Here is a 14754-nt window from a genome sequence, read left to right on the forward strand (position 1 = left end):
AAATGTATTTTCTGGGGTTATATATTTTGGTAAGCAATGCTTTTTTATATAAAATGCGGCCCGGGAGGACCGCATAAGCACTTTTAGCGCGGGGAAACAGTAACCTGGCTGCCGCTGCCGGCAATGGCTACGCGCTGACCGACTGAGAACGGGGTGCTGCCCTGTTTCTGTACCACCATGATGGTGTTACCGTCATCTTTGCGAATTTCCAGCTCAACGCCCTGGGTTTTGTTCATCGCACCCTGCACACCCTGGCCTGCAACGCCACCTGCGACCGCGCCTGCCGCCGTTGCCAGCGAACGACCCGTACCGCCACCGATGGTGTTACCCAGGAAGCCGCCCAATACCGCACCGCCGATTGCACCGATCGCATTGCTCTCATCACCGCCCTGAATCTGAACTGCACGGGTGTGCACGATGGTGCCGTAGGTCACGCTTTGGACCTGTTTGGCTTCAGATGCGGAGTAAACGTCACCGGACAGGCCGCTGCTGCTGACACAGCCTGCAAGTGTAAAACCAATCATCGAGACAGCCAAAACACGTAAAATCATTTATGAATCTCCTGTTCACCAAGAAGCGTTCTATTGAACTTCCTTGTAGCCAATTATATGGCATTTAAGCGTCTGCTGGCATAGCAGATGCGTGGACTATACAAAAAATAATAATCAGAGTCGTCTCAACCTAAACTAAACATAAGTTCTTTACGCTAAGGACAATCGCACTGCTTGTATTGTTAAAAAATATTATAGCAGCATAGCATTGCCCCCCCGTTTATGGTGGAGTGTGGATATACGAGAGTCATGGAATGAAGGAAAGCGTATGAAATCAGGTCGCTTTATCGGCGTAATGTCCGGCACCAGTCTTGATGGTGTTGATGTTGTTCTCGCAGCAATTAATGAAAACTTGGTCGCTCAGCAGGCCAGCCTGACGTATCCCATCCCCATTGCTATTAAAGAAGATATTCTGGCTATCTGTCAGGGACAGCAGTTGACGCTGTCGCAACTGGGTCGGCTTGATACGCGCCTCGGGCGGCTGTTTGCCGATGCGGTTCTGGCGCTGATGCGTCAGGAGAATTTGCAGGCATCGGAAATCATCGCCATTGGCTGTCACGGTCAGACGGTGTGGCATGAGCCTGGCGGTGATGCGCCGCATACTATGCAAATTGGTGATAATAACCAGATTGCCGCGCACACCGGGGTGACGGTGGTAGGGGATTTTCGCCGCCGCGATATGGCGCTTGGCGGGCAGGGGGCGCCGTTGGTTCCTGCATTCCACCATGCGTTGTTGGCGCACCCGGTTGAGCGACGCATGATTCTCAACATTGGCGGCATCGCCAACCTCTCTTTGCTGGTGCCGGGACAGCCGGTACGCGGCTACGATACAGGCCCTGGCAATATGCTCATGGATGCCTGGATTTGGCGTCAGTGCGGCAAGCCCTATGATAAAGACGCGCAATGGGCCAGCGAGGGGAGAGTTTTGCTGCCGCTGCTGCAGGACATGTTAAGCGATCCGTGGTTTGCGTTGCCCGCACCGAAGAGTACCGGGCGTGAATACTTTAACTACGGCTGGCTGGCGCAGCATTTAGCGCGGTATCCGGGACTGCGTGCTCAGGATGTGCAGACTACGCTGACGGAACTGACCGCCGTGAGCATCAGTGAACAGGTGCTGCTCAGCGGCGGTTGTGAGCGTCTGTTGGTATGCGGTGGCGGAGCGCGTAACCCGCTGTTGATGGCGCGACTGGCGGCGCTGCTGCCGGGAACCGAAGTGTCGACTACCGATGAGGCGGGGATCAGCGGCGATGATATGGAGGCATTAGCTTTCGCGTGGCTGGCATGGCGCACCCTCGCCGGATTACCGGGAAACCTGCCTTCCGTGACCGGTGCTTCGCAAGCCTCTGTGCTGGGCGCTATTTTTCCGGCAAATCCACCGCAGAATCAGAGTTAACTGAAATCACCCGCCGGTATTTATTTGTAAACTGGATATCGTTGAAGGAGGGCGTAATGCTCTCCTGGACCGGGAAAGTCGAAGGCAAACTGATGAAAAAAATTCTTATCCTTGCTGTACCTTTTATGCTCGCGGGCTGTAGCTACTACAACCAGTTTGTCGAGCGGATGAATACGGACACGCTGGAGTATCAATGTGACCAGAAGCCGTTGACCGTCCATCTGAATAACACCCGCCAGCAGGTCAGCTTTATTTACGATAACCAGCAGCTGAATTTGCCGCAGGGGTTATCAGCATCCGGCGCTCGCTATACCGATGGCGTTTACGTTTTCTGGTCTAAAGGCGATAGCGCAACCGTCTATAAACGCGACAGCGTTGTGCTGGAAAACTGCCAGCTACAGGCCGCCAAACGTTGAGATTTCAGTACTGGGGGCGCACAATGACGCCACCCTTTGACTACTTTCTCGATTGCCATGTCTGATAACGACGAATTGCAGCAAATCGCGCATCTGCGCCGTGAGTATATCCGTGGTGGCCTGCGTCGCCACGACCTTCCCGCCGAACCTTTGGCGCTATTTGAACGTTGGTTGCGTCAGGCTTGTGACGCGAAACTTGCCGATCCTACGGCAATGGTTGTCGCGACCGTTGATGAAAACTTGCAGCCTTACCAGCGCATCGTTTTGCTGAAGCATTACGATGAACGAGGTCTGGTGTTCTACACCAACCTTGGCAGCCGCAAAGCGCACCAGATTGAAAAAAATCCCCGTATCAGCCTGCTTTTTCCATGGCACATGCTGGAGCGCCAGGTGATGGTTATTGGCAAAGCTGAGCGTCTCTCGACGCTGGAGGTGGTGAAGTATTTCCACAGCCGGCCACGCGATAGCCAGATTGGTGCCTGGGTGTCACAGCAATCTAGCCGCATCTCGGCTCGCGGTATCCTCGAGAGCAAATTCCTTGAACTGAAGCAAAAGTTCCAGCAGGGCGAAGTGCCGTTGCCGAGCTTCTGGGGTGGATTCCGCGTCAGCATTGAGCAGATGGAGTTCTGGCAGGGTGGTGAACACCGCCTGCACGACCGTTTTCTCTACCAACGACAAAACAGCAGCTGGCAAATCGACCGCCTGGCACCATAAAGGACGCAAAATGTTGTGTTAAGCGCTGGTGCTACGTGGCCCGGCGCTTTATTCTATGTACTTTTCGCGTCTGGCGAAAAGTCGTGTACCGGCAAAGGTGCAGTCGTTTTATACATGGAGAATTTGATGGCAAGCAGTAACTTGATTAAACAATTGCAAGAGCGGGGGCTGGTAGCCCAGGTGACGGACGAGGAAGCGTTAGCAGAGCGACTGGCGCAAGGCCCGATCGCGCTCTATTGCGGCTTCGACCCAACCGCCGACAGCTTGCACTTGGGGCATCTTGTTCCATTGTTATGCCTGAAACGCTTTCAGCAGGCAGGCCACAAGCCTGTTGCGCTGGTTGGTGGTGCCACGGGTCTGATTGGCGACCCGAGCTTCAAAGCCGCCGAGCGTAAACTGAACACCGCAGACACCGTGCAGGAGTGGGTCGATAAAATCCGCAAACAGGTCGCGCCTTTCCTCGATTTTGATTGTGGCGATAACTCCGCCATTGCCGCGAATAACTACGACTGGTTTGGCGGTATGAACGTGCTGACTTTCCTGCGTGATATCGGCAAGCACTTCTCTGTTAATCAGATGATCAACAAAGAAGCGGTCAAGCAGCGTTTGAACCGTGACGATCAGGGTATCTCTTTTACCGAGTTCTCCTACAACCTGCTGCAGGGTTATGATTTTGCCTGCCTGAACGAACTGCACGGCGTGGCGCTGCAGATCGGCGGTTCCGACCAGTGGGGTAACATTACCTCTGGTATCGACTTGACCCGCCGTCTGCACCAGAACCAGGTATTCGGTCTGACCGTTCCGCTGATCACCAAAGCTGACGGCACTAAATTCGGTAAAACCGAAGGTGGTGCAGTATGGCTGGATCCGAAGAAAACCAGTCCGTACAAGTTCTACCAGTTCTGGATCAACACTGCGGATGCAGACGTTTATCGCTTCCTGAAGTTCTTCACCTTTATGGACATTACCGAGATCAATGCCCTTGAAGAAGAAGACAAAAATAGCGGTAAAGCGCCTCGTGCCCAGTATGTGCTGGCAGAGCTTGTCACGCGTTTGGTTCACGGTGAAGAAGGTCTGGTGGCAGCAAAACGCATCACTGAAAGCCTGTTTAACGGTAATTTGAGTGACCTAAGCGAAGCTGATTTCGAACAGCTGGCGCAGGATGGCGTGCCGATGATCGAAATGGAAAAAGGTGCTGACCTGATGCAGGCGCTGGTGGATTCTGACCTGCAGCCGTCTCGTGGTCAGGCGCGTAAAACCATCGCCTCTAATGCGGTAACCATCAACGGTGAAAAACAGTCTGACCCGGAATATTTCTTCCAGGACAGTGATATTTTGTTTGGTCGCTTCACCTTGCTGCGCCGCGGTAAGAAAAATTACTGTCTGGTCTGCTGGAAGTAATTGCGTAAAGGCAGGGGCGTGGGAAACCACGCCCCTTATTTTTTGCTGTCAGGTAATCAAGATGAAGAATATCCTCGCCATCCAGTCTCACGTTGTGTTTGGCCATGCCGGCAATAGCGCCGCTGAATTTCCGATGCGTCGTCTTGGCGTTAACGTCTGGTCGCTTAATACCGTCCAATTCTCCAACCATACTCAGTACGGAAAATGGACCGGATGCGTGATGCCGCCAGCGCACCTAACGGAAATTGTTCAGGGTATCGCCGATATTAACCAACTGCAGCGCTGTGATGCTGTGCTAAGCGGTTATCTGGGGTCTGCCGAACAGGGCGAACACATTCTCGGTATTGTGCGCCAGGTCAAAGCTGCCAATCCGGCAGCAAAGTATTTTTGCGACCCGGTCATGGGACATCCTGAAAAGGGGTGTATCGTAGCACCTGGCGTAGCGGAGTTTCACGTGCGTTATGCGCTACCGGCGAGCGATATTATTGCGCCACACCTGGTTGAACTGGAGATCCTTTGCGGGCATCCAGTGGCTAACGTCAGCGAAGCGGTTGCTGCCGCGCGCGAGCTGATTGTTCAGGGGCCGGAAGTGGTGCTGGTCAAGCACCTCTCGCGTGCTGGTTTGAGCATGGATCGTTTTGAAATGCTGCTGGTCACTGCAGATGAAGCATGGCACATCAGCCGTCCGTTGGTGGATTTTGGCATGCGCCAGCCGGTGGGCGTAGGCGATGTCACCAGCGGTTTGCTGCTGGTTAAACTGCTGCAAGGGGCTAATCTGCGCGATGCGCTGGAGCATGTTACCGCGGCAGTCTATGAAATCATGCTGGCGACAAAAAATATGCTGGAGTATGAGCTTCAGGTGGTGGCGGCGCAGGATCGTATCGCTCAGCCGGAGCATTACTTTAGCGCCACGCAGCTTTAAGCCTGAAGAGCTTGCCCGACGAGCGTCGGGCAAGTATTTGCCTTACTTCAGGCCTTCGGCTTCCAACGCCGCGGCGACGGCAGGGCGCGCGGCAACATGCTTCATCCAGGCCGAAATGTTGCTATAACCTTCCATATCCAGCTTCACGGCATACGCCCAGCGAAGCACGGTGAACAGATAGCCGTCGGCGATGCTGAAGCGGTGCCCGTTAAGCCACTCTTTATCCTGCAGGCACTCATCAACATACTGCATTTTTTTATCTAGCTGCGCGCGAGCGATGGGTTTGAAATCCTCCGGCGTATCCGGGCGGAATAGCGGGGTAAAGCCCTTATGCAGCTCTGTCGCCACATAGTTTAACCATTCCAGCGTCTGATAACGGGCAATGGAACCCACCGGGGCCAGTAGCTGGCGGTCAGGCACGCGATCCGCGATATATTGCATGATAGCCACGCCTTCAGTCAGCAGCACATCATCATCCAGCAGCAGCGCCGGAACCTGCCCCTTCGGGTTGATCTGCAGATAATCATCCCCGTTTTCGAGGCGTTTTTTCATGACGTCAACGCCCTGCAAGGTGAAATCCAGCCCGCTTTCGCGCAGCGCGATATGCGAAGCAAGAGAACAAGCGCCGGATTTGTAGAACAGTTTCATCGATAACTCCTCGTGGCTACGGTTTTCTGTATGTTAGTCCGCTCAGGGGTAAAAAAAAACCGCTAACAGAGCGTTAGCGGTTTAAATTTTTGGGTTTTCCCGGATAGCTTAAGCAGTAGCGGTATCGCTGGCTTTCGCTGTTTTGTCGTCATCCAGGGTCATGCGGTTCAGCTTCGGTGCCGTCAGCAGCATCAGGATAGCGATAACGCCGGTTGCTACACCAATATGCAGGAACACGCGACCGTACACTTCCAGAGACATCAGCGGGTCAGTTACGTTTTCTGGTACTGCCATCATATTCGCGACATAGCCGCCGATGAGGTTAGCGCCAGCGGTTGTCAGGAACCAACTACCCATGATGAAGCCCATCAGACGCTGTGGAACCAGCTGTGCAACCATGGCCAGGCCGAGACCGGAAATCATCAGTTCACCAATACTCTGCAGGCCGTAGCTGATAACCAGCCAGCTGACGTTAACGATACCAGCATCGCTGGCGAACTTAGCGCCCAGCGGCAGCACGAGGAACGCGCCAGAGCACAGAACCATACCAATAGCGAACTTCATCGGCATCGGTAAGGTATCGCCCATTTTGTTATAAATAGCGGCCAGAATCGGACTACCGATAATGATCCAGAATGGGTTCAGCGCCTGATACTGTTCAGGCTCGAACGCGATGCCCAGCAGCGAGTGTTCAACGTTACGAATCGCAAAGAAGTTCAGAGAAGTTGGCATCTGGCTATACAGGACGAAGAAGATAATTGCCTGCAGCATCAGAATGAATGCCACCACCATTTTACGCCGCGCGGCGCCCTGCATTGCAAAGGCTTCTTTAGCGAAGATAAAGATGATACCCAGAGCGACGACGCCCAGCGCCATACGTGCAATACCCTGGTTGTGCAGCAGCCAGGTGGCGATCGCTACCAGAACCACTACACCGACGATAGTCGCCAGCAGTTTGCCGACATTTACCGGTTCGAAGTCAGGTTTAGAGCCGTACTGTTTCACCCAACGCTGGCAGAAAGCAAAGTTGATGATGGTGATCACCAGGCCTACGAAGCTCAGCGCAAACGCCACGCTCCAGCCAAATTTTGCCGCCAACCATGGTGTGGCCAGCATAGAGAAGAAGGAGCCGATATTGACGGACATATAGTACATGGTAAATGCACCGTCCAGACGCGGGTCGTTCTTGTCATAGCAGGTAGAGAGCAGGGAGGACGGGTTGGCTTTAAACAGGCCGTTACCGACGGCGATAGTCGCCATACCCATATAAACGATAGAAGCATCGTGCCCGGACCAGGCGACAAGAGCGTAACCGATAGCCAGAACGATGGCACCGAGCATAATGACGCGTTTAGTGCCCAGTACTTTGTCGCCCAACCAGCCGCCGATAGCCACCAGACCGTATACCAGGGCGCTAAAGGAGGAGAACAGAGTGATAGAGTCCGCTTCTGACATACCCAGCTGTTTTACCAGGTAAACGGCCATGATCCCTTGCAGGCCGTAGAAACCAAAACGCTCCCATAACTCAATAGAGAAGATGAGATAGAACGCGCGTGGTTGTTTGAAAGCGTTCAAACTGACGCTTTCTGTTGGTTTATTGTTTGCAGTAGACACAAATACCTCTTTTTTTACATCCCATATTAACGGGGGGTGTTCGGGGCGCAATCTTAGAAGACCGCCGCCTTTATAGTTATTCTGGAGGGAAAACGGCAGGTAATGTTCACTATCCTGTCTCATCAGGCAATAGCTTTGTAATAATCTGTTACACATATCCCGTGCGTTATAATACACCGCCTATTCAAATGTTATGCAGAGTTAAATTTCATCGTTTGACCAATGAAAGCGTTTTTATCTGCTGGGATCCGAAATTTATCGCATAATGGCAATATGTTCTGCTGTTAACGCTTGCATCCAGTCATATAGCCCATAATCCTAAAAATTGATGGGGTATTGTGTTGGCATTTAAGGTAAGGGTATTTGAATAAGCAGATTTACGCATTAATACATTAACAGTAAATTAACAAAAGCATTGATAAGTGACCTGGATCACAAATGTATAGAAATTTTGACTCTGAAAAAAATGAATAACCTGGCTAGTAGTTATATCGCCGAATAATCAGCCAGTACATAGGCGAAACTATGGCGTTAATGACGGGGAAATGAGTGATTAAACAGGGTCATAACCACAGGTTGGGTTATGGCCCTGAATTTCGTTAAGGATAAACCTTCTCTTTAAACTCGCAAAGGTCCTCGATCAGGCAAGAACCGCAGCGCGGTTTGCGAGCGATGCAGGTGTAGCGACCGTGCAGAATAAACCAGTGGTGACAGTCTACTTTGAATTCGGCAGGAACCACCTTCAACAACTTTTCTTCGACTTGTTCAACGTTTTTACCGGGGGCAAATTGTGTCCGATTGCAAACGCGGAAGATATGCGTATCAACGGCGATTGTCGGCCAGCCAAAGGCGGTATTAAGCACGACGTTGGCGGTTTTACGCCCAACGCCGGGCAGAGCTTCCAGCGCTGCTCGGTCTTCCGGTACTTCGCCGTTATGCAGTTCAAGCAGTAGCCGACAGGTTTTAATGACGTTTTCCGCTTTGCTGTTAAACAAACCGATTGTTTTGATATACGACTTAACGCCGTCAACGCCCAGCTCCAGCATCGCGGCTGGCGTGTTGGCTACTGGATAAAGCTTTGCCGTCGCTTTGTTGACGCTGACGTCGGTAGCCTGTGCTGAGAGCAACACGGCGATTAATAACTCGAACGGAGAATTGAAGTTCAGCTCCGTGGTAGGGTGCGGGTCGTTATCCCTGAGCCTGGTGAGGATCTCCAGGCGTTTACTTTTATTCATCCTAAGCTTTTCCCGTCACATCAGACGGCGCAATAATTTCGGCTTCTGCCGCTTTTGCTTTGCGCTGTTTGCTACGTTCATCGATGAGGTATTTTAGCGCCAGCATCATCCCAAGGCCAATAAATGCGCCCGGCGGCAGCATCGCCAGCAGAAACGGTGTATCAGTATGAAATACTTCAATGCGCAGCACTTTAGCCCAGCTACCCAGCAGGCTATCTGCACCGTCAAATAAGGTACCGTTACCGATAATTTCGCGCATCGAGCCGAGGACAAACATGGCGCATGTTGCCCCCATGCCGATGGAAAACCCATCCAGTGCCGACAGCGCCGGGCCTTTTCGGGCGGCAAAGGCTTCCGCACGTCCAACGACGATACAGTTGGTCACGATAAGCGGGATAAAGATCCCCAGCGACTGATACAGGCCAAAGGCGTAGGCGTTGATCAGCATCTGCACGACGCTCACTACCGAGGCAATGATCATCACGTAAATCGGAATACGGATCTCCGCAGGCGTCCAGCGGCGCAGGCTGGAAATCGTCAGGTTGGTCAGCGTGAGCACCAGGGTCGTCGCCAGCCCAAGCCCCAGGGCGTTGGTAGCGGTAGAGGTCACGGCCAGCAGGGGACACATCCCCAGCAGTTGAACCAGCGCGGAGTTGTTTTTCCACAACCCCTGAACAATAACGTCTTTTACTTCGCTCATGGTCTAGTCTCCACAGGCGGTGAATGTGGGAATCTGCGCAGGCAGCGTTTGTGCGTATAAACCCGCACGCTTAACGGCGTTAACCACAGCTCGCGGGGTAATCGTGGCCCCGGTAAACTGATCGAAATCACCACCGTCTTTTTTCACGGCCCAGTGACTATCGCTTTGCCCGTGAATAACTTTACCGGCAAAGAGGGTGATCCAGTCAGAAATTCTGAGCTCAATTTTATCGCCCAGGCCTGGCGTCTCGTGGTGCTCTGTGACGCGGGTACCCAGCACGGTACCTTTAAAATCGGCGGCGACTAGTAGCTGAATGGCCCCGGAATAGCCGTCCGGCGCGGTAGCTTCCATCACTGCGGCAATCGGCTGCTCGTTGTTTTCAGCAATCCACACTTTATGCTGACCTTTGCCCAACTCTGGCGCGGTAACCAGATAACAGCTTTTCAGCAAATCATTGTTATAAAGATTGGCCGGCATAACCTGGTCGAATAGGGCTTTTTGCTGCAGGGCGGCCTGGTCCTCAATGGTACTTTTGGTTAGCTCATTGATGGCCGCCGTCAGTCCGGTGGAGCCCGCAGCAAAGAGTGCCAGCGTAATGCCGTGTTTGCGCATGCTTTGTAACATGTTCGGGTCCTCAGCGGTGGCCATACGCGCGCGGACGCGTGTAATAGTCGATCAGTGGAACGGTAATATTTGCCAGCAGGACGGCAAAGGCGACGCCATCCGGATAGCCACCGAAGCTGCGAATCAGCCAGACCAGCAGGCCCGCCAGCGCGCCGAAGATCAGGCGTCCGCGGTTGGTGGTGGAGGCGGTCACCGGGTCGGTCAGAATAAAGAATGCGCCGAGCATCGTCGCGCCGGACAGCAGATGGATCTGCGGCGAGGCGAGGCTCTCTGGTGAGAATATCCATCCCAAAGCGGCGCAAACGGTCAGGCTCAGCAGGAAACTGACCGGGATATGCCAGCGAATGGCTTTTTGCCACAACAGGAACAGACCGCCCGCCAGATAAGCCATGTTAACCCACTGCCAGCCGAGACCAGCCAGTGCGCCACCGTAGATAGGGTATTGCAGGATCTCGTTCACCCCATGGCCGGCATGCAGTGACGTTTTGAACGTGTCCAGCGGTGTTGCCTGGCTGATACCGTCGATTCCTATGCGCAGGCTGTTCATATCGCCGCCAGCCGCGGTTTGGCCGGTAAAAATCACCCGCAGCGCATCACTAAATCCAGGGACGTTAGCCGCAATCTCATGCGGTGGAAGCCAGGAGGTCATCTGCACCGGGAAGGAGATAAGCAGCACCACGTAGCCAATCATCGCCGGGTTAAAAGGGTTATGCCCCAAACCACCGTACAGCTGTTTGGCGATAATCACCGCGAAAGCGGTGCCCAGTACGACCATCCACCACGGGGCAAATGGCGGAATGCTGACGGCCAGCAGCAGGCCGGTCAGTAGCGCCGAGTTATCGGCGAGGATCGCGGGAATATTTTGTTTACGCAGCTTAAGGATGGCGGCTTCCGCTCCCCATGCCGTCAAGGATGCAAGAATAATTTGCAGCACGGTGCCCCAGCCGAAAAACCAGGTTTGAACCACAATGCCGGGAACGGCGGCGAGCAGCACCAGCAGCATAATCCGCGAGGTCTGGCGCTGGTTGTGGGTATAAGGGGAACTTGCGATTCTGAAAACCATTTAATCCTCGTTAACTGCCTGCCGGGATGCTTTCCGGGCCTGAACGCGGGCGATTGCTTCAGCGACGGCCGCTTTACGGGCATCGTCATTGGCTGCCGACGGGGGAACTGCTTGTTGTTGTTCGGCTTTGCGGGCCTTAGCGCGGGCGATAGCGGCTTCGACCGCAGCTTTGCGTGGGTCAACCGCTGCGGCTGTTGGCTGCTCTGCGACGACAGGTTCAGCCGAAACCGCATGCTGTTCAGCTTTGCGGGCTTTGGCGCGGGCGATAGCGGCTTCAACCGCAGCTTTGCGTGGGTCAACCGATGCGGCTGTTGGCTGCTCTGCGACGACAGGTTCAGCCGAAACCGCCTGCTGTTCAGCTTTGCGGGCTTTGGCGCGGGCGATAGCGGCTTCAACCGCAGCTTTGCGTGGGTCAACCGCTGCGACTGTTGGCTGCTCCGCGACGACAGGCTCAGCCGGAACCGCCTGCTGTTCAGCTTTGCGGGCTTTGGCGCGGGCGATAGCGGCTTCAACCGCGGCTTTGCGCGGGTCAACCGCTGTGGCTGTTGGCTGCTCTGCGACGACAGGTTCTGCTGGTGCTGCCTGCTGTTCAGCTTTGCGGGCTTTAGCGCGGGCGATAGCGGCTTCGACGGCGGCTTTACGTGGATCGGCGGCGGCGGGTTGCTCAACGGCGGATTCAACCGCAGCGCTATTCTGTTCAGCTTTTCGGGCGCGTGCCTCGGCCTTGCGAGCTTCGCGAGCGGCGATAGCCTCGCTATTATCCGGTTTGGCGCCAGCCAGCACGATAATCGGCTGGGCGGCATCACGTTGTTTTTCACGAACGCGTGCCAGGGCGGCGTTAATGGTATCCTGATCTTGCACCGCCGGTTGTACCGCAGCTTGTTTATGACGCTCCTGACGTGCGGCCTTATCCCGCTCCAGGCGAGTCTGACGCGCTTCAAAACGCGCTTTCGCTTCTGCGGCGCGCTTCTCTTCCTGAGCAATCGCGTAGATCTCGGCTTTTTCCTGACGGAAATACTGCACCAGTGGGATATTGCTTGGGCAAACCCAGGCGCAGGCACCGCATTCGATACAATCTGCGAGGTTGTGACCGGTTGCTTTGTCGTGCTGCTGACCTTTACTAAACCAGTACAACTGTTGTGGCAGCAGATCGGCAGGACAGGCGTCGGCGCAGGCGCTACAGCGAATGCAGCCTTTTTCCTCTTCCGGCTCGCCCATTTCCGTTGCCGACGGGGCCAGCAGACAGTTGGTGATTTTTACCACCGGCACATCAAGCCACGGCAGGGTGAAGCCCATTAGCGGGCCACCCATAATCACCATTGGCTCAGCGCTCGGGCAGAAACCGGCGTCTTTAAGCAGATGGCTGACCGGGGTACCCAGTCGTGCCCAGACGTTACCCGGACGCGAAACTGCTTCACCGGTTAGCGTGACCACACGCTCTGTCAACGGCTCGCCGTCGATCACCGCGCGTTTTACCGCATAGGCGGTACCCACGTTTTGCATCAAAACGCCGATATCAGATGAACGTCCGCCGTGGGGAACCTGTTTCCCGGTCAGGATTTGCGTCAGTTGCTTAGCGCCGCCAGACGGATATTTCGTTGGGATCACACGCAGCGCAATACCGTGGGTATCGGCTAATACCGCGCGCAGCATTGAAATTGCCTGCGGTTTATTATCTTCGATGCCGATCAGCACCTGGCTCGGTTGCAGGATATGGGCAAGGATACGAATACCGTCAACGATCTGTGCTGCGCAATCCTGCATCAGGCGATCGTCGGCGGTGATATAGGGTTCACACTCGGCAGCGTTAATGATTAAGGTGTCGATTTTGTCGCCGCCACCGCGCAATTTCGTCCCGGTCGGGAAACCGGCACCGCCCAGTCCGGCCACGCCAAACTGGTGAATGCGCTCAATGAGGTCTTCACGTGATTTATTCTGGTAGTCGTTCCAGCCGTCGCGCTCAATCCAGCGGTCTTCACCGTCGGCATCAATAATGACGCTCATTTCCGCCAGTGCGGACGGATGAGCGGTGGAGTGCGGAGCGATGGCCGTTACGGTGCCGGAGGTCGGCGCGTGAACCGGCAGCATTCTGCCCCAGCCGCGCGTCAACGGCTGGCCGCGCAGGACGCGATCGCCCGGCTGAACGCACAGCTCCCCTTCGGCGCCAATATGCTGCTTCAGCGGAATAACCAACCGATGCGGCAGTGGGACCTGACGCAGCGGGGTGCTGTTGGACTGGGTTTTCATTTCCGGCGGATGAATACCGCCGTTGAAATCCCAGACTTTGTCTTTTCGAAAAGCGGAAAATAACTTAAACATGTTGTTCCACAGGAATAATGCGTACCGGAATGGTTTGAAGATCCCATTTCCAGGTTTCTGTCGTCGCGGCGACCGGACGCAGTTCAATACATTGTGTCGGACATGGCGCGACGCAAAGATTACAGCCGGTACAGAGGTCGCTCATCACCGTATGCATGGCACGGGTGGCACCGACGATGGCATCGACAGGGCAGGCCTGGATGCATTTCGTGCAGCCGATGCAATTTGCTTCATCGATCACCGCCAGCATCCGTACCGGCTCCAGCTCTTGCACATCGCCGTCAGTGGGCTGCGGGTCGACGTTCAACAGCTCGGCAATTTTGAGCATCACCGCTTCGCCGCCGGGGGCGCAGCAGTTGATTTTCTCACCTTGCGTGCCCACTGCTTCCGCATAGGGACGACAGCCGGGGTAGCCACACTGGCCACACTGGCTCTGCGGGAGCAGGGCGTCAATTTTTTCAACTACCGGGTCATCTTCCACCTCAAAGCGGCGGGAGGCGTAGCCCAGAATTAAGCCGAAAACCAGCCCAAGCAGGCTGATGGCGACAACGGCTATCCAGACAGCGTTCATTACAACTTCACCAAACCACTAAAGCCCATAAATGCCAGCGACATTAAACCTGCGGTGACTAACGCAATGGCGTTACCGCGAAACGGCGCGGGGACATCCGCAACCACCAGACGCTCGCGAATGGAGGCGAAAAGGACCATAACCAACGAAAAGCCAACTGCGGCGGCAAAGCCGTACAGTGCCGACTGCAGGAAGTTATGCCCAAGGTTAATGTTCAGCAGCGCCACGCCGAGCACCGCGCAGTTGGTGGTGATCAGCGGTAAGAAAATACCTAACAGGCGATACAGCGCCGGACTGGTCTTACGCACCACCATCTCGGTGAATTGCACGACAACGGCGATGACCAGGATAAAGGCCAGCGTGCGCAGGTAGACCAGGTTCAGCGGGATGAGGATCCAGGTATCAATTAGCCAGGCGCAAATAGAGGCCAGCGTCATCACAAATGTGGTAGCGAGCCCCATCCCCATAGCGGCTTCCAGTTTTTTGGAAACCCCCATAAACGGGCACAATCCAAGGAACTTCACCAGCACGAAGTTGTTAACGAGGACAGTACCCACAAAGAGCAGTAAATAATCAGCCATTA

15 protein-coding genes are annotated in these 14754 nt (G+C 54.6%); 5 read left to right on the forward strand and 10 right to left on the reverse strand.

The genetic code is table 11. The annotated features are described in order from the left end of the window. Positions 1-83 precede the first annotated feature (83 nt). Complete coding sequence (slyB, locus tag AC07P6_RS14155) at positions 84-551, reverse strand: outer membrane lipoprotein SlyB (protein ID WP_110273983.1); 468 nt, start codon at positions 549-551, stop codon at positions 84-86. Between the two features lie 268 nt (positions 552-819). On the opposite strand from slyB, the gene anmK reads away from it, so the two are divergent. The 5 genes from anmK (at position 820) to pdxY (ending at position 5397) form a co-directional block, all read left to right on the forward strand. Next, the gene (anmK, locus tag AC07P6_RS14160; RefSeq protein ID WP_478316712.1) at positions 820-1944 is read left to right on the forward strand and encodes an anhydro-N-acetylmuramic acid kinase; all 1125 of its coding nucleotides are present in this window, start codon (positions 820-822) and stop codon (positions 1942-1944) included. Positions 1945-2036: 92 nt separating this feature from the next. Continuing rightward, positions 2037-2360: a C-type lysozyme inhibitor gene (mliC, locus tag AC07P6_RS14165; RefSeq protein ID WP_112214429.1), complete on the forward strand. Its 324-nt coding sequence runs from the start codon at positions 2037-2039 to the stop codon at positions 2358-2360. Positions 2361-2417: 57 nt separating this feature from the next. Further along, positions 2418-3074, forward strand: coding sequence for a pyridoxamine 5'-phosphate oxidase (gene pdxH / locus AC07P6_RS14170; RefSeq protein WP_181486408.1), 657 nt, complete (start codon positions 2418-2420; stop codon positions 3072-3074). Positions 3075-3200: 126 nt separating this feature from the next. Further along, entirely contained in the window at positions 3201-4475 is a 1275-nt protein-coding gene (gene tyrS / locus AC07P6_RS14175) for a tyrosine--tRNA ligase (protein ID WP_478316714.1), read from the forward strand. Between the two features lie 61 nt (positions 4476-4536). Next, positions 4537-5397 (forward strand): pyridoxal kinase PdxY, encoded by an 861-nt coding sequence (gene pdxY / locus AC07P6_RS14180; RefSeq protein ID WP_478316716.1) that lies wholly within the window; start codon positions 4537-4539, stop codon positions 5395-5397. 42 nt (positions 5398-5439) lie between these two features. Here the strand turns inward: pdxY and gstA are convergent, their stop codons facing one another. From gstA to rsxA, 9 genes are all read right to left on the reverse strand, one after another. Next, positions 5440-6045, reverse strand: coding sequence for a glutathione transferase GstA (gstA, locus tag AC07P6_RS14185; protein ID WP_112214395.1), 606 nt, complete (start codon positions 6043-6045; stop codon positions 5440-5442). Between the two features lie 108 nt (positions 6046-6153). Next, positions 6154-7659 carry a dipeptide/tripeptide permease DtpA gene (dtpA, locus tag AC07P6_RS14190; RefSeq protein ID WP_182239181.1) on the reverse strand — a complete coding sequence of 502 codons (1506 nt, stop codon included), beginning with the start codon at positions 7657-7659 and terminating at the stop codon, positions 6154-6156. Between the two features lie 599 nt (positions 7660-8258). Further along, positions 8259-8894 (reverse strand): endonuclease III, encoded by a 636-nt coding sequence (gene nth, locus AC07P6_RS14195; RefSeq protein ID WP_112214393.1) that lies wholly within the window; start codon positions 8892-8894, stop codon positions 8259-8261. Position 8895: 1 nt separating this feature from the next. After that, positions 8896-9594, reverse strand: a complete 699-nt coding sequence (locus AC07P6_RS14200; protein ID WP_110273991.1) for an electron transport complex subunit E — start codon at positions 9592-9594, stop codon at positions 8896-8898. A 3-nt stretch (positions 9595-9597) separates the two neighbouring features. Then, positions 9598-10218: an electron transport complex subunit RsxG gene (gene rsxG, locus AC07P6_RS14205; protein ID WP_304259571.1), complete on the reverse strand. Its 621-nt coding sequence runs from the start codon at positions 10216-10218 to the stop codon at positions 9598-9600. Positions 10219-10228: 10 nt separating this feature from the next. Continuing rightward, positions 10229-11281, reverse strand: a complete 1053-nt coding sequence (rsxD, locus tag AC07P6_RS14210) for an electron transport complex subunit RsxD (RefSeq protein WP_434663381.1) — start codon at positions 11279-11281, stop codon at positions 10229-10231. Then, positions 11282-13600 carry an electron transport complex subunit RsxC gene (gene rsxC, locus AC07P6_RS14215; RefSeq protein WP_478316718.1) on the reverse strand — a complete coding sequence of 773 codons (2319 nt, stop codon included), beginning with the start codon at positions 13598-13600 and terminating at the stop codon, positions 11282-11284. Further along, positions 13593-14171 carry an electron transport complex subunit RsxB gene (rsxB, locus tag AC07P6_RS14220; protein WP_478316720.1) on the reverse strand — a complete coding sequence of 193 codons (579 nt, stop codon included), beginning with the start codon at positions 14169-14171 and terminating at the stop codon, positions 13593-13595. Before rsxB ends, rsxC begins: the two co-directional genes overlap by 8 nt. Beyond that, positions 14171-14752: an electron transport complex subunit RsxA gene (gene rsxA / locus AC07P6_RS14225; RefSeq protein WP_110273996.1), complete on the reverse strand. Its 582-nt coding sequence runs from the start codon at positions 14750-14752 to the stop codon at positions 14171-14173. The genes rsxB and rsxA overlap by 1 nt, the downstream gene beginning before the upstream one ends. Between the last annotated feature and the right edge of the window lie 2 nt (positions 14753-14754).

Source organism: Klebsiella sp. GFKo11 (assembly GCF_056490265.1).

Coding starts and splice junctions, on each gene's coding strand:
- pdxY (WP_478316716.1), top strand. CDS start 4,537: ATGAAGAATATCCTCGCCATCCAGTCTCACGTTGTGTTTGGCCATGCC.
- mliC (WP_112214429.1), top strand. CDS start 2,037: ATGAAAAAAATTCTTATCCTTGCTGTACCTTTTATGCTCGCGGGCTGT.
- tyrS (WP_478316714.1), top strand. CDS start 3,201: ATGGCAAGCAGTAACTTGATTAAACAATTGCAAGAGCGGGGGCTGGTA.
- AC07P6_RS14200 (WP_110273991.1), bottom strand. CDS start 9,594: ATGAGCGAAGTAAAAGACGTTATTGTTCAGGGGTTGTGGAAAAACAAC.
- rsxB (WP_478316720.1), bottom strand. CDS start 14,171: ATGAACGCTGTCTGGATAGCCGTTGTCGCCATCAGCCTGCTTGGGCTG.
- rsxC (WP_478316718.1), bottom strand. CDS start 13,600: ATGTTTAAGTTATTTTCCGCTTTTCGAAAAGACAAAGTCTGGGATTTC.
- rsxD (WP_434663381.1), bottom strand. CDS start 11,281: ATGGTTTTCAGAATCGCAAGTTCCCCTTATACCCACAACCAGCGCCAG.
- anmK (WP_478316712.1), top strand. CDS start 820: ATGAAATCAGGTCGCTTTATCGGCGTAATGTCCGGCACCAGTCTTGAT.
- rsxA (WP_110273996.1), bottom strand. CDS start 14,752: ATGGCTGATTATTTACTGCTCTTTGTGGGTACTGTCCTCGTTAACAAC.
- nth (WP_112214393.1), bottom strand. CDS start 8,894: ATGAATAAAAGTAAACGCCTGGAGATCCTCACCAGGCTCAGGGATAAC.
- pdxH (WP_181486408.1), top strand. CDS start 2,418: ATGTCTGATAACGACGAATTGCAGCAAATCGCGCATCTGCGCCGTGAG.
- rsxG (WP_304259571.1), bottom strand. CDS start 10,218: ATGTTACAAAGCATGCGCAAACACGGCATTACGCTGGCACTCTTTGCT.
- slyB (WP_110273983.1), bottom strand. CDS start 551: ATGATTTTACGTGTTTTGGCTGTCTCGATGATTGGTTTTACACTTGCA.
- gstA (WP_112214395.1), bottom strand. CDS start 6,045: ATGAAACTGTTCTACAAATCCGGCGCTTGTTCTCTTGCTTCGCATATC.